General features: G+C 63.1%; 17 protein-coding genes and 1 pseudogene. 12 read left to right on the top strand and 6 right to left on the bottom strand.

What is annotated here, in order from left to right; all coding sequences use genetic code 11:
• Positions 1-3: 3 nt before the first annotated feature.
• From PMI20_RS01910 to PMI20_RS01900, 3 genes are all read right to left on the bottom strand, one after another.
• Positions 4-2,853, bottom strand: coding sequence for a class I adenylate cyclase (locus tag PMI20_RS01910; protein WP_007926674.1), 2,850 nt, complete (start codon positions 2,851-2,853; stop codon positions 4-6).
• Between the two features lie 176 nt (positions 2,854-3,029).
• Complete coding sequence (locus PMI20_RS01905; RefSeq protein ID WP_007926676.1) at positions 3,030-3,275, bottom strand: TIGR02647 family protein; 246 nt, start codon at positions 3,273-3,275, stop codon at positions 3,030-3,032.
• A gap of 186 nt (positions 3,276-3,461) precedes the next feature.
• Positions 3,462-3,758: a hypothetical protein gene (locus tag PMI20_RS01900; protein WP_007926685.1), complete on the bottom strand. Its 297-nt coding sequence runs from the start codon at positions 3,756-3,758 to the stop codon at positions 3,462-3,464.
• Between the two features lie 125 nt (positions 3,759-3,883).
• Between PMI20_RS01900 and PMI20_RS01895 the strand changes: the two genes are divergently transcribed.
• On the top strand, positions 3,884-4,540 hold the full coding sequence (locus PMI20_RS01895) for a glutathione S-transferase family protein (RefSeq protein WP_037034860.1): 657 nt from the start codon (positions 3,884-3,886) through the stop codon (positions 4,538-4,540).
• Positions 4,541-4,610: 70 nt separating this feature from the next.
• On the opposite strand, the gene argH is transcribed toward PMI20_RS01895, so the two are convergent.
• The gene (argH, locus tag PMI20_RS01890; RefSeq protein ID WP_007926689.1) at positions 4,611-6,005 is read right to left on the bottom strand and encodes an argininosuccinate lyase; all 1,395 of its coding nucleotides are present in this window, start codon (positions 6,003-6,005) and stop codon (positions 4,611-4,613) included.
• Between the two features lie 191 nt (positions 6,006-6,196).
• Here argH and PMI20_RS30860 point away from each other — a divergent pair.
• From PMI20_RS30860 to PMI20_RS01855, 8 genes and pseudogenes are all read left to right on the top strand, one after another.
• A pseudogene (locus PMI20_RS30860) lies at positions 6,197-6,601 on the top strand (sensor histidine kinase); the annotation flags it as partial.
• On the top strand, positions 6,598-7,344 hold the full coding sequence (locus PMI20_RS01885) for a LytR/AlgR family response regulator transcription factor (RefSeq protein ID WP_007926691.1): 747 nt from the start codon (positions 6,598-6,600) through the stop codon (positions 7,342-7,344). The pseudogene PMI20_RS30860 and the gene PMI20_RS01885, both read left to right, overlap by 4 nt.
• Positions 7,345-7,484: 140 nt before the next feature.
• Complete coding sequence (gene hemC, locus PMI20_RS01880) at positions 7,485-8,426, top strand: hydroxymethylbilane synthase (RefSeq protein ID WP_007926692.1); 942 nt, start codon at positions 7,485-7,487, stop codon at positions 8,424-8,426.
• The gene (locus PMI20_RS01875) at positions 8,423-9,190 is read left to right on the top strand and encodes a uroporphyrinogen-III synthase (protein WP_007926693.1); all 768 of its coding nucleotides are present in this window, start codon (positions 8,423-8,425) and stop codon (positions 9,188-9,190) included. Before hemC ends, PMI20_RS01875 begins: the two co-directional genes overlap by 4 nt.
• Before the next feature lie 17 nt (positions 9,191-9,207).
• Positions 9,208-10,347: a uroporphyrinogen-III C-methyltransferase gene (locus PMI20_RS01870; RefSeq protein WP_007926694.1), complete on the top strand. Its 1,140-nt coding sequence runs from the start codon at positions 9,208-9,210 to the stop codon at positions 10,345-10,347.
• Positions 10,344-11,582 carry a heme biosynthesis protein HemY gene (locus PMI20_RS01865; RefSeq protein WP_007926695.1) on the top strand — a complete coding sequence of 413 codons (1,239 nt, stop codon included), beginning with the start codon at positions 10,344-10,346 and terminating at the stop codon, positions 11,580-11,582. The genes PMI20_RS01870 and PMI20_RS01865 overlap by 4 nt, the downstream gene beginning before the upstream one ends.
• Before the next feature lie 164 nt (positions 11,583-11,746).
• The gene (locus PMI20_RS01860) at positions 11,747-12,268 is read left to right on the top strand and encodes a disulfide bond formation protein B (RefSeq protein ID WP_007926696.1); all 522 of its coding nucleotides are present in this window, start codon (positions 11,747-11,749) and stop codon (positions 12,266-12,268) included.
• Positions 12,269-12,476: 208 nt separating this feature from the next.
• Complete coding sequence (locus PMI20_RS01855) at positions 12,477-12,935, top strand: Rsd/AlgQ family anti-sigma factor (protein WP_007926697.1); 459 nt, start codon at positions 12,477-12,479, stop codon at positions 12,933-12,935.
• Between the two features lie 62 nt (positions 12,936-12,997).
• Here PMI20_RS01855 and PMI20_RS01850 read toward each other — a convergent pair whose 3' ends face one another.
• Complete coding sequence (locus tag PMI20_RS01850; RefSeq protein WP_007926698.1) at positions 12,998-13,663, bottom strand: FKBP-type peptidyl-prolyl cis-trans isomerase; 666 nt, start codon at positions 13,661-13,663, stop codon at positions 12,998-13,000.
• Between the two features lie 193 nt (positions 13,664-13,856).
• On the opposite strand from PMI20_RS01850, the gene PMI20_RS01845 reads away from it, so the two are divergent.
• Positions 13,857-15,038 (top strand): AlgP family protein, encoded by a 1,182-nt coding sequence (locus PMI20_RS01845; protein WP_007926699.1) that lies wholly within the window; start codon positions 13,857-13,859, stop codon positions 15,036-15,038.
• Here PMI20_RS01845 and PMI20_RS01840 read toward each other — a convergent pair.
• A complete protein-coding gene (locus PMI20_RS01840) occupies positions 15,035-15,499 on the bottom strand; it encodes a TIGR02444 family protein (protein ID WP_007926701.1) in 465 nt (154 codons plus the stop codon). The two genes, PMI20_RS01845 and PMI20_RS01840, sit on opposite strands and share 4 nt — an antisense overlap.
• A gap of 50 nt (positions 15,500-15,549) precedes the next feature.
• Here PMI20_RS01840 and PMI20_RS01835 point away from each other — a divergent pair, with 50 nt between their 5' ends.
• Together PMI20_RS01835 and PMI20_RS01830 are read left to right on the top strand one after the other, a co-directional pair.
• Complete coding sequence (locus PMI20_RS01835; protein WP_007926703.1) at positions 15,550-17,460, top strand: ATP-binding cassette domain-containing protein; 1,911 nt, start codon at positions 15,550-15,552, stop codon at positions 17,458-17,460.
• Positions 17,460-18,041, top strand: coding sequence for a mechanosensitive ion channel family protein (locus tag PMI20_RS01830; protein ID WP_007926705.1), 582 nt, complete (start codon positions 17,460-17,462; stop codon positions 18,039-18,041). The genes PMI20_RS01835 and PMI20_RS01830 overlap by 1 nt, the downstream gene beginning before the upstream one ends.
• Positions 18,042-18,106: the final 65 nt, after the last annotated feature.

Here is an 18,106-nt window from a genome sequence, read left to right as displayed (position 1 = left end):
CGGCTAGACCTGCTCGAGCGCGTCGTTCAAGGCGCGCTCCAGGTCGGCTTTGTAGCGTAGGTAGAGATTGCTTGAGCCGTGGTGGTCACCGAGCAGGCCGGACAGGTCCAGGTCGGTGATATAGCAGCGATAGCGCTCGGTTTCGCGACGCTGGCCGACAATCTCCTGGGCGACCGCGGCGAACAGCTGGTCGCCATGCTCCAGCTCGGAAAACTCCCGTTGATTGCAATACAGAGTGACCTGCACCTGCCCCGGTGCAGCTTTGCCGATGATGCCCTGCACGTCATAAAAGGCTTTGTTCGCTGGTGTCTGGGGTGCCGGGCGTGGCTCGATTCGACGGGCTCTTGTGCTGCCTGAGGGCAATATCTGGTAATACAAAATATCCAGCGGCACCAGAGCCTGGGAGGCTTCCATCGGCAGTTGGGCATCGCGCCGGTAGAGGATCGACTGCAGGAAGCGTTGCAGGGGGGCCAGCAGACTCTGTTCGTCGTGGTAGGGCAGGCGTTGCTGCCAGAGCGCATCGAATTCATCCAGCACGTACAGCTCGGCCTGAGCCTCGACGACACGGTAGAACACCTGGATGCTGTCGGGCTGGCCCATCGGCAGGATCAGCGCCAGGTCGTGTTCTTCCAGGGCCATCGGGTCCAGGTGCAGCGGGCTGTAGCTCGACTGTTCTTCGCCGAGGTAGTCGATCAGCGCCGGCAGGCTTGCCAGCGCCACATGATTGACCTGGCCCGGCACTAACTCCAGCACGTGGTAATGCTGCTGGACCTGGATCAGGTAGCGGTGGTTGAGCTGGCTGAGCAACAGGTTCTGCGCCGTGTCGAACAGCTCTTCGACCCGTTGGGCGATGAACTGCGCGCGGTTGTGGCAGAAGCAGCGCACTCGCAGCTTTGGTTGCTCAGGGCCGCGCGGCAGGTTGTTGAGGTAGTCGCGCAGGCAGTCGAGCAGGGCATGGGCGCCGTCGTAACGGCCGACTAATACCTCGTTCCAGCTGTTGAGCGTCACCTGATCGAGGGTCAGCACCAGGTTCTCCCGCACCCCGGCGTAGCTCAAAGAGTCGGTGCGCTCGGTGGTCATCAGGATGTTCAGGTCGCGGTGATGTTTGAGCGGGTCGCGGCCGACATTTACCAGGATTAGCACTTCGCTGGGCACGCTGCTGTGCAGCAGGCGTTCTTCGCTGACGGTGCCCAGGGGCAGGGCGATGGTCTGTTGCAGGCTGCCCAGCAGATTGAACAGCTCGAACTCGCTCAAGTCGCTGCTGCCCGGGTGCAGCGCCAGGCGCGTGCTGCTGTCGATCACGCCGTTGCGATGGCACCAGGTCAGTAGCTCCAGCAGTTCGCGGCTGCGCTTGATCGGCGCGAAGTGTTCCCACTCCAGGGCATTCAGGCTGCCGTTGTACAGGCCCCAGTGGGTTTGCCCCGGTTCTTTCTTGTTGGGCGACTGCACCAGGGTCAGGGTGTCTTCGGCCAGGTCCGGGGCGATGCCGGGGTTGATGAATTCGATCTTGCCGGCCTTGCGTTCAAAGGCCGCGTACAGGCGGCGGCCGAGGATATTCAGGTCGCGCTTGTTGACCAGGCCGAGGGTCTGCTCGGTACGGGCGAACTGGGTCAGGAAGCGGTAGCTGTAGTTCAACTCATTGACCAGGGCCCGGCGTTCGGCGCTGACCTGGCGGACTTTCCACTGGCTGCGGCTGTCGAGCATTGCCAGCTGGCGTTGATCCCAGCCCCATTCGTGGGCCAGCCGTTCGAGCAGCGAGCGCTGCCAGCTTGGGTTGCGCGCGCCGTTGTTGCCGGTGAGCTTGCGGTTGACCTTCAGGTACAGGCTGCGCCGTACCAGCTCCAGGCGCTCCGGTTCGCCGCGGGCCTTGAGGTATTCCTCGATGCGCCGGTAGACCACGATGTACGGATCCAGCTCGTCGAGGTCCAGGCGATTGGCGAACACCGCCTGCTTGAAGCGCAGGCTCAGGCATTCCACCCGCGGGTGTTCGCTGGCGTAGACCTCGGTCAGCAGCAGCTTGAGCACCGACTTGTACGGCGACTCGATGCCCTTGAACAACTGCCAGAGCCCGGCGCCGATGAATTCGCCCGGCGGAATATGGGCCAGATGGCCAAGGTCGAGGTTTTCGTCGGCAGGGATGAAACGCTTGGACAGCAGCGTATGGGTGTACTGCTGGTAGCGGGCTTCTTCGTACACCGGCACCAGCCACCATAGCGGCGTACGCCCGGCCAGCCAGATGGCCGTGCGATAGAACTCGTCCAGCAGCAGATAGTGCTGAGTGGTGCCGCAATCGTCCGAGCTCAGCTGGGTGTTGCGATCGCCACGGACAAAGCGGCTCGGGTCGATCAGGAAGAAGTGCGCCTCGGCACCCTGGCCGGCGGCCCAGGTTTCCAGTAGCAGGCATTTCTTGCGCAGTTCGGCGAGTTCGTTCTCGCCGAGAGCGGGCGCATGGCAGACCCACACATCCATATCGCTCTGGTCAGCCTGGGCCAGGGTGCCCAGGCTGCCCATCAGGAACAGGCCATGGATAGGTCGCGGTGCATTGCCGGGCCGGACCTTGTAGGAAAACGAGCGGGTCAGGCGCTGTGCTTCGTTGAGCGTTGAGGTGTCGGGTTCGTAGTTCGACAGCCCGGCGGGTGTGCTGCCCGACACATAACCCGGCAATAACGGGTGGTTGACGTGAAAGAACAGCGGCAACAGGTTGAGCACCAGTTGCTGGCGCGGCGATAACCCCTCCATGGCCCGATCCAGACGCCCTTCGTTGAGCTTCAGAAAGCGCGCACGCAGCTGGCTGAGAACCTTGCGATCGATTCCCTCGTCCAGATCTGGGCGGATTTCATGGGTGCGGGTCATTCAAACAGGCTCGCGAAGCTTGAACGTGGGAGGTCTTATAGGTGGAGGAGTTTACAGCCAGTCGAGGGCGAGCTTTAAGCTGAATTTTATTTTTGACGTCAGATTTCCAGCGGACAACTGGAGCTTGCCCGCGGAATCCGACAGGCGGGGATTCCGAGGGCCGTAGGGGAAAGCGTTCAGGCGGCTTCTTTGACCGTCAGAATGGTCAGCAGGCCTTGGGCATGCTCGGCGGCATCGCGGCCCAGGCTGGTCAGGTAACCACCATCGGGCTGGGTAATGAGCTCTTTTTCGAACAGGCGTCGTGCGGCGGCGATAGCTTGGGGGGCAGCGGTCTGATGGATTTTCAGGCCTTCCTGGGAACTGTCCAGGTTGAAGAGTGCAAGGATTTCCAGTTCGGCAACCAACTCAGGGGTATACGACATAAGGACTCCAGACTTTCTAGGAATTAGACGACAGCGTCCTTAAGGTGACCGCAGTTGGGCAGCCTGTCCAGTGTCCGCTGCGGACTTTTACACCCCTGGGCGGCGGTATTTGGCCGCAGGGCGCGTACCAGTGTAGTCAAGGCTCGTCATCGCGCCGGCCTGGGGCGGACGCGAGGCGTGGCGGGCTTATTTCTTCTCGGGCGGCAGCTCGGGCAGGGCGCGCAGCGCGGCTTCGTACCATTGGGTGTCGAACGCGCGGTCTTCTTCGAGGATCGCGTCGATTTCCACTGCCAGGACGTGAGCCATGAGGTTGAGGATTTCGTCACGCTCATAGCCAACCAGGGTCAGCTTGTTGAAGGTGGCCTTGGCCGCGGGCGGGTTGTCGCTTTCGATCTGGTTTTCGATCGCTTCGATCAGGGTGTTTTCGGCGAACGCTTCTTCGTCGCTGTCGTCGTTGCTGGTACCGGGGGTTGGCTCGCTCATGGCAGGCTCCTGAAGGAAAGGTCGCCAGTTTACCCGTATTCAGGAGCCTGATGCTGCTGGCCAGTTGGCTGTCGAGGATCTATAAGAGTGGCTGCCAACCCCGCACCCGGCCTGGAGGCTATGTGATGCTCAAGCTTTATGGATTCGCCGTCAGCAATTACTACAACATGGTGAAACTGGCATTGCTGGAAAAAGATCTGCCTTTCGAAGAAGTGCCGTTCTACGCCGGGCAAAGCCCTGAGGCGTTGGCCATCAGCCCGCGCGGCAAGGTGCCGGTGCTGGGGGTGGAGCAGGGCTTTATCAATGAAACCAGCGTGATCCTCGAATACCTTGAAAGCCAGCCTGGGCCGGCGCTGCTGCCCAGTGACCCGTTCGCGCGTGCCCAGGTGCTGGCGCTGGCCAAGGAGATCGAGCTTTACATCGAGTTGCCGGCGCGGGCCTGTTATGGCGAGGCGTTCTTCGGGATGGCGGTCCCCGAGGCTATCAAGGAGAAGTCCCGCAACGAGCTGGTGCAGGGGTTCGCCTCGCTGGCCAGGCACGGCAAGTTCGCCCCTTATGTGGCGGGCAGCAGCCTGAGCGTGGCGGACCTGTATTTCCTGTACAGCGTGAGCCTGGCCTGCGTGGTAGGGCAGAAGCTGTTCGGTGTGGATTATCTGGCCGAGATACCGGCAGCCAAGGCCTTGATGGCACGCCTGGAGCAGATGCCCAATGTGCAGCGGGTCGCGGCGGACAAGGACGCGGCGATGCCGCAGTTCCTGGCGATGATCGCCAGCAAGAAGTAGGAAGGTTTCAGGTCGCTGACTGCGGGCAAGCCACGCTCTTAGCAGGAGCGTGGCTTGCCCGCGCTAGCTTTTAGCGGCTTCTCAGCAACGCCTGGCCGCGAACCACCGCCGCCTTGACTTGAGCCGGGGCCGTGCCGCCGATGTGGTCACGGGCGTTGACCGAGCCTTCCAGGGTCAGCACGGCAAATACGTCCTGGTCGATCTGGTCGCTGAACTTGCGCAGTTCCTCCAGGCTCATTTCCGCCAGGTCCTTGCCGGTCTCCACGCCATACTTCACGGCGTGGCCGACGATCTCGTGGCAATCGCGGAATGGCAGGCCACGGCGCACCAGGTAGTCCGCCAGGTCGGTGGCGGTGGAGAAACCGCGCAGTGCCGCTTCGCGCATCATCGCGTGCTTGGGCTTGATTGCCGGGATCATGTCGGCGAAGGCCCGCAGCGAGTCGCGCAGGGTGTCGGCGGTGTCGAACAGCGGTTCCTTGTCTTCCTGGTTGTCCTTGTTGTAGGCCAGGGGCTGGCCCTTCATCAGGGTCAACAGGCCCATCAGGGCGCCGAACACGCGGCCGCTCTTGCCACGAACCAGCTCCGGAACGTCCGGGTTTTTCTTTTGCGGCATGATCGAGCTGCCGGTGCAGAAACGGTCGGGCAGATCGATGAACTGGAACTGCGCGCTGGTCCACAGCACCAGCTCTTCGGAGAAGCGCGACAGGTGCATCATGGCCACGCTGGCGGCGGCGCAGAACTCAATGGCGAAATCGCGATCAGACACATTGTCCAGCGAGTTGCCGCCGACGGCGTCGAATCCCAGCAACTGGCAGGTCATCTCGCGGTCGATCGGGTAGGTGGTGCCAGCCAGCGCGGCGCTGCCCAGCGGCATGCGGTTGGTGCGCTTGCGGCAATCGACCAGGCGCTCGTAGTCGCGGCTGAGCATCTCGAACCAGGCCAGCATGTGATGACCGAAGGTCACAGGCTGCGCGGTTTGCAGGTGAGTGAAGCCCGGCATGATGGTGCCGGCTTCGCGCTCGGCCTGTTCCAGCAGGCCTTTTTGCAAGCGGGTGATTTCCGCCAGGATCAGATCGATTTCGTCGCGCAGCCACAGACGGATATCGGTGGCCACCTGGTCGTTGCGGCTGCGGCCGGTGTGCAGCTTCTTGCCGGTGACGCCGATGCGGTCGGTCAGGCGTGCTTCGATGTTCATGTGCACGTCTTCCAGATCGACGCGCCAGTCGAAGGTGCCGGCCTCGATTTCGCCCTGGATGGTTTTCAGGCCGTCGATGATGCTGTCGCGTTCGGCATCGGTCAGTACGCCGACCTTGGCCAGCATGGTGGCGTGGGCGATCGAGCCCATGATGTCGTGACGATAGAGGCGCTGGTCGAAAGTGACGGAGGCGGTGAAGCGGGCGACGAAGGCGTCGACGGGCTCACTGAAGCGGCCGCCCCAGGACTGATTGGTCTTGTCAGTGCTCATGAATTCGCTCGTGATCGGCTGGAAGGGAAATGAGGTGAAAAGTTGCCGCGGATAATAACAGGGTTGCCAATCCTGTAGCTGGCACCGGTCGGCAGGTTTTTATTTCTGCCATGGGGGCCGCGGGCGCTTGTCGCCGACCTCGGGCGCGCAGAGACTAGGCGAGCGACGGCGGGGTGCGAGGAGTGATGTAACGATATTTATCGATAGAGCAATATCGTCTTGGCAACCGTCTACAGTTGGACTGAAGGAACAGCGCAATCCCGGATGTTTCATCGTGTCTGGTCGCTGATCACGCAACCGTTGTCGCATGCGCTCCGGTCCCGCCGCCACCTCGCGATTCGCGAGGGAGGCGGTCGGGGTGGAAGCCGACTATAAGAGAGGGGGTGTTTGTGTCCTGTATCAGCAGTCCCCATGACCATGTCGTGCAGTGGCGGGCCTTGAACGGTATCGAGCAGGCCCGGGTAAATAATGGTGCCCGTCGTGGGGCACTTTTTGGCCCTCGCACTAGTCTTAGCGTGGATCGCCGTGACGGACGTCACTTCACCTGTCTACGCTATCCTTGTGCGAGACTCACGCAGGAATCCAGCGCAATATGAATGTCCTGATCGTTGATGACGAACCCCTAGCCCGCGAGCGACTGAACCGCATGGTCAGTGAGCTTGAGGGATACAGTGTCCTGGAGCCCAGCGCCACCAATGGCGAAGAGGCATTGGCCCTGATCGACAGCCTGAAGCCGGATATCGTGCTTCTCGACATCCGCATGCCGGGTCTCGATGGCCTGCAGGTTGCCGCCCGTTTGTGTGAGCGCGAAGCGCCGCCAGCCGTGGTGTTTTGTGCCGCCCCTGATGAATTCGCCCTCGAGGCTTTTGATGTCAGCGAGGTAGGTCACCTGCTCAAACCGGTGCGTTCCGAGCATCTGCTCGAGGCGCTGAAAAAGGCCGACCGCCCCAACCGGGTCCAGCTGGCGGCCCTGACCCGGCCTGCCGCGGAAAGCGGCAGCGGCCCTCGCAGCCATATCAGTGCGCGGACCCGCAAAGGCATCGAGCTGATCCCGCTGGATCAGGTCGTCTATTTCATTGCCGACCACAAATATGTGACCTTGCGCCATGAAAGCGGCGAAGTCCTGCTGGACGAACCCCTGAAGGCGCTGGAAGACGAGTTTGGCGAGCGCTTCGTGCGCATCCATCGCAACGCCCTGGTGGCCCGTGAACGCATCGAACGTCTGCAGCGTACGCCGCTGGGGCATTTCCAGCTGTTCCTCAAAGGTCTCAATGGTGATGCGTTGATCGTCAGCCGACGGCATGTGGCCGGCGTGCGCAAGATGATGCAGCAGCTCTAGATCCGGGCGGCCGGGCGGGTCATGCGCCCCGCCCGCAATGTTCCTGCAGCCAGGGAGGGGCTGTAGTTCCTGATACAAGTCAAAGCTGATTTGGCTGAGCTGTTATCATCTGCCGTATTTTCATCAGTACGGATTGATCCATGTCCTCTCGCGAAATCCGCATCGCTACCCGCAAAAGTGCCTTGGCCTTGTGGCAAGCCGAATACGTCAAAGCTCGTCTGGAAGCCGCTCACCCGGGGTTGATCGTGACGCTGGTGCCCATGGTCAGTCGCGGCGACAAGCTGCTCGACTCGCCGTTGTCGAAAATCGGCGGCAAGGGACTGTTCGTCAAGGAGCTGGAAACCGCGCTGCTGGAAAACGAAGCGGATATCGCCGTGCATTCGATGAAAGACGTGCCCATGGACTTCCCTGAAGGCCTGGGCCTGTTCTGCATCTGCGAGCGTGAAGACCCGCGCGATGCCTTTGTCTCCAATACCTATTCCAGTCTCGACGACCTGCCCGTGGGCAGCGTGGTGGGCACCTCCAGCCTGCGTCGCCAGGCGCAGTTGCTGGCTCGTCGTCCGGACCTGCAGATCCGCTTCCTGCGTGGCAACGTCAATACTCGCCTGGCCAAGCTCGACGCCGGTGAGTACGACGCCATCATCCTGGCCGCTGCGGGCTTGATCCGTCTTGGCTTCGAAGATCGCATCAGCTCTTCGATCAGCGTCGACGACAGCCTTCCGGCTGGCGGCCAGGGTGCGGTGGGCATCGAATGCCGCACAGCCGACAGCGAGATCCATAAGCTGCTGGCGCCACTGCATCATGTCGATACCGCGGATCGAGTCACCGCCGAGCGGGCCCTCAACAAGCATCTGAATGGCGGCTGCCAGGTACCGATCGCCTGCTATGCGGTGCTCGAAGGCGATCAGCTGTGGCTGCGTGGCCTGGTCGGCGAGCCGAGCGGCGGTGTGCTGCTCAGCGCCGAGGCCCGTGCTCCACGTAGCGCGGCGGCGGCGCTCGGCGTGCAGGTCGCGGAGGATCTGCTGGCCCAGGGCGCCGACGATATTCTGCGCGCGGTCTATGGCGAGGCTGGCGAAGAGTGAGCGACTGGCGTGTGCTGCTGACCCGGCCCACGGACGAGTCGGCGCTGCTGGCTGAGGTTCTGGGCGAAGCGGGGGTGTTCAGCAGCAGCCTGCCATTGCTGGAAATCCAAGCCCTGCCTGTTGGCGATACCCAGCGCGCCAAAGTGCTTGATCTGCACTTGTACTGTGCGGTGATCGTGGTCAGCAAGCCGGCCGCGCGAATGGCCGTGCAACTGCTCGAGCAGTTCTGGCCGCAGCCGCCGAGCCAGCGCTGGTTCAGTGTGGGCGCCGGCACGGCGCAGGTTCTGGCCGATCACGGCCTGGATGTTTTTTTCCCCGAGCAAGGCGATGACAGCGAAGCCTTGCTTGAGCTTCCCCAGTTGCGCGAGGCTATTGCCCGGCCCGGCCCGCGGGTGCTGATCGTGCGCGGGGAGGGTGGCCGCGAGCTGCTGGCTGAGCGTTTGCGCGGCCAAGGTGCTAGTGTCGATTATCTAGAGTTGTACCGCCGCGACCTGCCGCGCTATGCCGACGGGGTCCTGATGCAACGCATCCGAGCTGAACGCTTGAATGGGCTGGTGGTCAGCAGTGGGCAGGGTTTCGAGCACTTGCAGCAGTTGGCCGGCGAGGCCTGGCCACAGGTGGCGCGGCTGCCGTTGTTTGTACCGAGCCCCCGGGTCGCCGAGATGGCGCGTGCCGCCGGGGCCAAGAAAGTTGTGGATTGTCGTGGCGCCAGCGCCGCGGCCTTGCTAACGGCGTTACGGGAGCAACCCGTGCCCGTTCTCTAAACGCAAAGGATGGATACGTGAGCGAAACAGCCTTGCCTAAAGATGATGTCCAGCCGGTAATCGATGCACCGGCTGAACCCGCAACCCCTGCTCCGCAGCGCCGTGGCAACGGGTTGGCGATCCTCGCCCTGCTGCTGGGGGCGGCCGGCGTCGCTGCCGGCGGCTGGGGTGTCTGGCAGGTGCGCAGCCTGCAGGCCAACAATCAACAGCAGTTGGGGCAGTTGCAGGCCCTGGGTGATGAGGCGCAGAGCCTGAAGCTCAACGAGCAGCGCCTGACGGCTCGCCTGGAGCAGTTGCCGGCGGCCGATGAGCTGGAAGAGCGCCGCCGTCTGGTCGCGCAGTTGCAGGGTGACCAGCAGCGACTCAATCAGAAGCTCGAGAGCGTGCTGGGAGCCAGCCGCAAGGACTGGCGTCTGGCCGAGGCGGAACATCTGTTGCGTCTGGCCAGCCTGCGTCTTTCGGCCTTGCAGGACATCAGCAGCGCCCAGGCCCTGGTGCAGGGGGCCGACGAGATCCTGCGCGAGCAGAACGATCCCGGTTCTTTCGCCGCGCGCGAACAGCTGGCCAAGAGTCTTGCGGCCCTGCGCAGTACCGAACAACCGGATCGCACCGGGCTGTTCCTGCAACTGGGCGCACTGCGCGACCAGGTGACCGAACTCACCGAGCTGGCCCCCGAGTACCGCGACCGTGGCGATTCGTTGCTGGGCCTGACCGCCGACGGTGACGGCGCCAGCCGCTGGGCGCAATGGTGGGATCAGATCTCGCGTTACATTCGTATCGACTTCAACGCGGACAAGAATGTGCGGCCGCTGCTCGCCGGGCAAAGCCTGACGCAGGTGCGCCTGGCCTTGAGCCTGGCCCTGGAGCAGGCGCAATGGGCGGCCCTGAACGGCCAGGCGCCGGTGTACACCCAGGCCCTGGCGGAAGCTCGCGACGTGTTGAAGGGCAACTTCAATCAGGACAACCCGCAGAGCAAACTCATGCTCGAGCGCGTGTCCGAACTGAGCAAACAGCCGGTCACCGTGCAGACGCCGGACCTGGCCAAGACCCTGAGCGCCGTTCAGGCCTACCTGGAGCGACGCAACCTGAGCGCTGAAGAGTCGGTGAAACCACTGGCCAAACCTGCTGCGAATGCCCCGCAGGAGACCAGCCCATGAAGCGCCTGTACGTGATTCTGTTCCTGGTGATCGCCGCCTCGGGATTGCTGGGGTTGGCGATTGCCGAGCATTCCGGGTACATCCTGATTGCCTACGACAGCTTCCGTTATGAGTCGAGCCTGTGGGCGACCCTGGCGCTGGTCGCGGTGATCTGGCTGGTGATCTGGGGTATCAAGGCACTGATCGAACTGGTGATGGCCTCCAGCGGCGTGGTCAATCCCTGGTCGCGGCGCAACCGCAGCCGTCGCGTGCAGATTGCCATCGAACAAGGCCAGATGGATCTTGCCGAGGGCCGCTGGGCCAGCGCCCAGAAGCACTTGCATCGTGCCGCAGAAGCCGAGCGCCAGCCTCTTTTGTACTACCTCGGCGCGGCGCGGGCGGCGAACGAGCTGGGAAACTACGAGCAGTGCGACAGCCTGCTGGAGCGTGCCCTCGAGCGCCAGCCCCAGGCTGAGTTGGCGGTGGCCTTGAGTCATGCCCAACTGCAGACCGATCGCGGTGATACCGAAGGCGCCCTGAGTACCCTGCAAGCCATGCACGAGCGTCATCCGCACAGTGTCCAGGTGCTGCGGCAGTTGCAGCGTCTGCACCAGCAGCGGGGCGACTGGTCGGCGGTGATTCGCCTGTTGCCCGAGCTGCGCAAGGACAAGGTCCTGCCCGCCAACGAACTGGCCGAGCTGGAACGTCGGGCCTGGGGCGAGAACCTGACCCTTGCGGCACATCGCGAAGAGGACGGTACGGTCGGCCTGCAATCGCTCAACCGCGCTTGGCAGCAACTGACCGCGGCTCAGCGTCAGGAACCGCAGCTGGTGCTGGCCTACGCCGAGCAACTGCGGCAATTGGGCGCCGGGGCCGAGGCCGAAGAAGTGCTGCGCGTCGCTCTCAAACGCAAGTACGACAGCCATCTGGCGCGGCTTTACGGCTTGCTGCGGGGTAGTGACCCGGCGCGGCAACTGCAGTTCGCCGAGCAGTGCCTCAAAGACCACCCGAACGACCCGAGCCTGCTGCTGACCCTGGGCCGCCTGTGCCTGCAAACCAGTCTCTGGGGCAAGGCGCGGGACTACCTGGAAAGCAGCCTGCGCCTGCAGCGCAACCCTGAAGCCTGTGCCGAGCTGGCCCGGTTGCTGGCGCAGCTGGGCGATACCGAGCGCAGCAACCAGCTGTTCCAGGAAGGTCTGGGGCTGTTGGACGAGCGCCTCCTGGCATCGCCGCTGCCGGTGCCCGCCAGGGTATAAACCCGCAAGGCTGGGCCGTCCCCGGAGGGGCGGCCCGTCCCGCGACTCCCCCCCGATCTGGCCTCTGTGCCGGTTTGCCGCGCTCGATCTTGTCATGGCGCGCCTTGAAAGGGCCGAGCGCTTTCTCTACCGTGGCAGCCTGTTTCTTCCGTTGTGGATACACCATGTCGCTGGCCGGCTCACGCTTGCTGTTCTCCCTTGTGTTTTTTACCGGTGCCTTGGCCCTGTGGGCTTCGTTTCACCTGGAGTTCGGGGTTGGGCTCGAGCCTTGCCTGTTGTGGGTGGCGCAACGTTTCTTCGCGTTGCTGTTGACCTCGATCAGCCTGGTCGCGGCCCTGCAGGGGCCACAATACCCGGCGAGTGCCCTGTATTGGCTGCTGGAACTGCTCTGCAGCCTGGCGGGTGTCGTTACGGCAGGGCGCCATGTGTTATTGCAGAACATTCCTTCGGATCAGTTGCTGGCGTGCTTGCCGGACATGCCGTTCATGCTCGGCAACCTGTCCTGGGGGCGTGCCTTGCAGCTGGTTTTCACCGGGACCGCGCAGTGCGCGGAGGTCACCTGGACGTTGCTGGACATGAGTGCCGCGGAGTGGAGCCTGCTGTTTTTCATCGCTGTGATGATTTTGAGCGCCTATCGTCTGGCGCGGCTTCTACCATGGGGCCGGCGCAGGGCGGCCGCGACCTGAGTCGTCGATTTGCGATGGGGCGCAAGATTAAACACTTGTATGAACTTTATCTCCTGCGTACCTTGAAGCGGCTGTCGAGCGGGCATAATCTGGCCCGCACGTGTCACCGCAATTACGTTGCTCGATGCTGTTCTGCCTGGCCGGATGCTGATGTTCAGTCCAGTGGCGGATTCAGAGCGGCATGACCCATAAGGGAAGAGAGATCGCCATGCTCGAAAGTTGTCAGAATGCTCAGGAACGCTGGGGTGGAGTGCATCTGCTGATCGATCGCTGGTTGCAGGAGCGTCACGAACTGGTTCGGGCCTATGATGCTCTCGGCGCGGAGCCTGAGACGCTGGCTGAAAATCGACAGCCGCTGCAGGAGTTCTGCGCAATCCTGGTGGACTACGTCTCCGCCGGCCACTTTGAAATCTACGAGCAGTTGACTGGCGAGGCCAAGGCCTTCAATGATCAGCGCGGGCTCGAACTGGCCGAAACCATTTATCCACGGATCGATGTCATCACTGAAAAGCTGCTGGCGTTCAACGATCTGTGCGACGAAGGAAAATGCGTGGCGGAGAAATTCAAGGAGCTGGGTGGTCTGCTGCATGAACGCTTCGAGCTGGAAGATTGCCTGATCGAAGTGCTGCACAACGCTCACAAGGAAGAGGCCGCCGTTCAGGCCTGACTTGCAGCGAAAGCTTTACCGAAACGGTGCGCATTGCGCACCGTTTTTCGTTTCTGCTCCCCCTAACCGGTAGCCCCCAGCAGCTCGATTTCAAACACCAGTGGCGTGTAAGGCGCGATCAGGTCGCCCGCGCCATCGGCGCCGTAAGCCTGGGCCGAAGGAATGACCAGGCGCCACTTCGCCCCCGTCGGCATCTGTTGCAAGGCGCTGCGCCATCCGGCAATTACACTGTCCAGGCGAAACCACTGCGGCTGCTGATTCTGATCGAACACCGTGCCATCAGGCAGGCGTCCGGTGTAGCGAACCTGTACCGAACCATTGGCTCCCGGCCGTACTCCGTCGCCGGGTGCCAGCTCGGTCAGCAGGATGCCGTTCTCCAGTTCGCGTACGCCCGGCTTGGCCTTTTCGGCCAAGAGAAAACGCTGTTCGTTTTCCAGCGCCACTTCGATTCGCGGCTTGTCCGCTTGCTCGCCGACCTGTGCTTCATGCTGGGCGAGGATCTGTTCGATACGCTCGTCCTTGAGTGCCAGGGGCTTGCCTTGGTAGGCCTGTTTCAAGCCCTCCACCAATGCCTGGATCTGCAGGTCCGGCACCTCCTGGCGCAGGCGTTCACCGAGGCTGGCGCCCAGGCTGTAGGCGAGATCGTGAGCATCGTTTTTCTGCGAATCTTCGGCGGCCTGAGCCAGTGGCAACAACACACACAAGGATAAAAAAAGGTAACGCGACATGGGCGTTCTCCGGCCTGAGACGAGGGGGATTATGCCAGCGTGGATGTGGCGGCTGGTGAGTAACTTTCTTGTGCGCGAAGAACATTTTCGATCCTCTGCAACGCATGGCATTCGATACTGTCAACATGCCCTAGCGGCGGTAGCAGCAGAGGTCTAGTATGAGCCGCAACTCACGTCAGCCAGGAGGTAAACCATGTCGGCCAATAAGAAGCCTGTAAATACTCCGTTGCATTTGCTCCAACAGCTTTCGAGCAGCCTGCTCGAACATTTGGAAAACGCTTGTTCCCAAGCCTTGGCTGATGCTGAAAAACTGCTCGCCAAACTGGAAAAGCAACGCGGTAAGGCACAGGAAAAACTGCACAAATCGCGCACCAAATTGCAGGACGCCGCGGCGGCCGGCAAGGCCAAGGCACAAGCCAAAGCCAAGGACGCAGTGAAAGAACTTGAAGACCTGCTCGATGCACTCAAGGCACGTCAATCCGAAACCCGCGCCTACATTCTGCAACTCAAGCGCGACGCTCAGGAAAGCCTGAAACTGGCCCAGGGCGTCGGTCGTGTGAAAGAAGCCGCAGCCAAGGTGCTGAGCACTCGCTCCGCCAAACCGGTCGCCGCTCCAGCACAGAAAGCCGCAGCCAAGCCGGCGGCAAAAGCCCCGGCCAAACCTGCCGCTAAAGCACCGGCAAAAGCTGCCAGCAAACCGGCTGCCAAACCTGCCGCCAAGCCAGTGGCAAAAACCGCCGCAGCCAAACCTGCAGCTGCCAAGCCAGCGGCTAAACCGGCTGCTGCAAAAGCACCTGCAAAACCTGCTGCCAAACCCGTTGCGAAAACGGCGGCTGCCAAACCGGCTGCAGCGAAACCCGCTGCCAAGCCAGCAGCAAAACAAGCGGCCAAGCCCGCCGCCAAGCCAGCGGCTAAAACCGCAGCGGCCAAGCCTGCTGCTGCCAAGCCAGCGGCTAAACCGGTAGCGGCAAAAACTGCTGCGAAGCCGGCCGCCAAACCGGCTGCGGCCAAAGCTCCGGTGAAGGCAGCAGCGAAACCCGCGGCCAAACCGGCAGCTAAACCTGCAGCAGCCAAACCAGCGGCTTCCACTGCCGCCAAGCCAGCAGCCGCTAAACCGGCTGCAGCAAAACCAGCCGCCAAGCCTGCGGTGAAACCTGCTGCCAAGCCGGCTGCAAAACCTGCCGCGAAGAAGCCAGTCGCCGCCAAGCCTGCTGCTGCCAAACCGGCCACCGCTCCAGCGGCCGCCAAACCAGCCACCCCGGCAACTCCGGCAACTAAGCCGGCGGCACCGGTCTCTTCGCCAGCTCCAGCGGCGACTGCTGCGCCAGCTCCGACTGCCGCTCCCGCCAGCACTACGCCAACCAGCGCTTCCTAAGCGCCGGTCACCGCGACGCGCAGCGCCTGCAGCGCGTCGCGGTTGAGGTTGGCGGCTTCGGCCGCCAGTCCTTCCAGCCAGTCCGTCAGATCCTGCGTTTCACCCTTCGACCATTCTCCCGCCAGCGCCTCCAGGCGCAGCAGCAGTTGCCGCTCGGCCTCCAGTTCCAATGCCTTGACCTGTTCGCGCAAGACCGTCAGTTCCGGATCCGCGCTCGCGGCCGGGCGCCATTGCGTGCGCAGTTGGCGTAGCGGCCTGACGACTTCGTCGTGCCAGGGCTGGCCCAGGGTTCGCAGCTGTTGCAGGCGCTGCGAAGTGCAGGTCACTCCGCGCGCGCCGAGCCAGGCCGCGCAGAGTAGAAGGCAGACATTGGCCCCGGCCGCCTGAAGGTTCAGGCAGGCTTCTTCGACGCCCGGGCGGGCGTAGGTCTTGAGGGTGAAGCTCCACAGGTCAGAGGACATAGTGCTACTCGCGCCAGTTGCGAACGAAGCTGGTAGACTCCGCCGCCATTATGATTCGACTTCAGAACCTGACTTTACAGCGTGGTCCGCAACGTCTGCTAGAAGACGCCGAGCTGACCCTGCACGCCGGCCAGAAAGCCGGCCTGATCGGTGCCAACGGCGCCGGCAAATCCAGCCTGTTCGCCTTGCTGCGTGGCGAGTTGCACCCGGATTCGGGCGACTGCTTCCTGCCCGCCGACTGGCGCATCGCCCATATGCGCCAGGAGGTCGATACCCTCGAGCGGCTGGCGGTCGACTACGTGCTCGATGGCGACCTGCGCCTGCGTCAGGTGCAGCGTGAGCTGGCCGCCGCCGAAGCGGCCCATGACGGTGCGGCCCTGGCGCGCCTGCATGCCGAGCTGGACAGCGCCGACGGTTATACCGCCGACGCCCGGGCGCGCAAGTTGCTGGCCGGCCTGGGTTTCAGCAACGAGCAGATGGACCGCCAGGTCGGCGACTTTTCCGGTGGCTGGCGGATGCGCCTGAACCTGGCGCAGGCGCTGATGTGCCCGTCGGATCTGCTGTTGCTCGACGAACCGACCAACCACTTGGACCTCGATGCGATCCTCTGGCTGGAGGACTGGCTCAAGGGCTACCCCGGCACTTTGCTGCTGATTTCCCACGACCGCGATTTCCTCGATGCCGTGGTCGACCATGTGGCTCACGTCGATCAGCGCAAGATCACCCTTTATCGCGGTGGCTACAGCGCCTTCGAGCGCGCCCGTGCCGAACGCCTGGCGCAACAGCAGCAAGCCTACGAGAAGCAGCAGGCGCAGCGTGCGCATATGGAAAAGTACATTGCGCGCTTCAAGGCCCAGGCCACCAAGGCCCGCCAGGCCCAGAGCCGGATCAAGGCCCTGGAGCGAATGGAAGAGCTGTCCGCCGCCCACGTCGACTCGCCGTTCGACTTCGTTTTCCGCGAGTCGGAAAAGATCTCCAGCCCGCTGCTCGACCTGTCCGATGCCCGTCTGGGTTACGGCGAGAAGACCGTGCTGGAGAAGGTCAAGCTGCAATTGACCCCGGGTGCGCGCATCGGTCTGCTCGGCCCCAACGGTGCGGGCAAGTCGACCCTGATCAAGAACCTCTCCGGCGAGCTGTCGCCGCTGGGCGGTCGCCTGACCCGCGGCGAGAACACCGTGGTCGGTTATTTCGCCCAGCACCAACTGGACTCGCTCGATGCCAAGGCCAGCCCGTTGCTGCATTTGCAGCGCCTGGCGCCGACCGAGCGCGAGCAGACCCTGCGCGACTTCCTCGGTGGTTTCGACTTCCGCGGCGCGCGTATCGACGAGCCGGTGCTGAATTTCTCCGGTGGCGAAAAGGCACGCCTGGCCCTGGCCCTGATTGCCTGGGACCGCCCGAACCTGCTGCTGCTCGACGAACCGACCAACCACCTGGACCTGGAGATGCGCCTGGCCCTGACCATGGCCCTGCAAGAGTTCAGCGGCGCGGTGCTGGTGGTCTCCCACGACCGTCACCTGCTGAAAAGCACCACCGACAACTTCTACCTGGTGGCCGACGGCAAGGTCGAAGAGTTTGACGGCGACCTGGACGACTACGCGCGCTGGCTGGTGGACTACCGCCAGCGCAACGCGCCGGTCAGCACGACCACGGTCAACCCGGACAAAACCGACAAGAAGGCCCAGCGCCAGGCTGCCGCGGCCCTGCGCCAGCAGCTGGCCCCGCACAAGCGCGAAGCCGACAAGCTGGAAACCGAGCTGGGCAAGGTCCACGAGCGGCTGGCGAAAATCGAAGCCAGCCTCGGCGACAGTGGTATCTACGAAGCCGCGCGCAAGGATGAGTTGCGTGATCTGCTGGCCGAGCAGGCCAAGCTGAAGGTGCGCGAAGGCGAACTGGAAGAGGCCTGGATGGAAGCCCTGGAACTGCTGGAAAGCATGCAGGCGGAACTGGAAGCCTTGTCCTGATGGAAGCGTTCAAGCTGCCTGTGCCTATCACGTGGGTCGAGCCGCTGTGGGTCACCGTGCAAATCCTGCTGATCCTGCTGGCTGGCTACGTCACCCAGCGGTTTGTCGCGCGCTGCCTGACCCGCCTGGGTGAACGTTACCCGTTCCCGCCGCAGTTGCTGATGCCGCTGCGCGGCGGCTTGCGCTGGCTGATCATGGGCAGCGCGCTGATCTTCGTCCTGGAGCGGCTCGGGGTGTCGGCGACGGTGCTCTGGACTGCCCTGTCCGGTTTTGTCGCCGTGGCTGCGGTGGCCTTCTTCGCCATGTGGAGTGTGCTGTCCAACCTGCTCTGCGCCATCCTGATCTTCACCGTGGGCCCGTTCCGCATCGGCGATGTGGTCGAACTGGTGGATACCCTCGACAAACCTGGCATCAAGGGCCGGGTGGTGGCAATCAACCTGCTGTACACCTCGTTGATCGAGGCCGAGGAAGCCGGCACCGGCGGCGTCATGGTGCAAGTGCCCAACAGTCTGTTCTTCCAGCGTTCGGTGCGCCGCTGGCGCGGTAGCGATGCGCTGTCGATAGGCTCCGGCGAGAAATAGTCCTGCTGCGCAGTCTCTGTAGCCGCTGCCGAGCATCGCAAGGCTGCGATCGGCTGCGATGCAGA

Source organism: Pseudomonas sp. GM17, from assembly GCF_000282175.2.
GTDB classification, from domain to species: Bacteria; Pseudomonadota; Gammaproteobacteria; order Pseudomonadales; family Pseudomonadaceae; genus Aquipseudomonas; species Aquipseudomonas chlororaphis.
The sequence above is the reverse complement of the archived record's forward strand: the minus strand, read 5'-3'. Positions and strand labels throughout refer to the sequence as shown.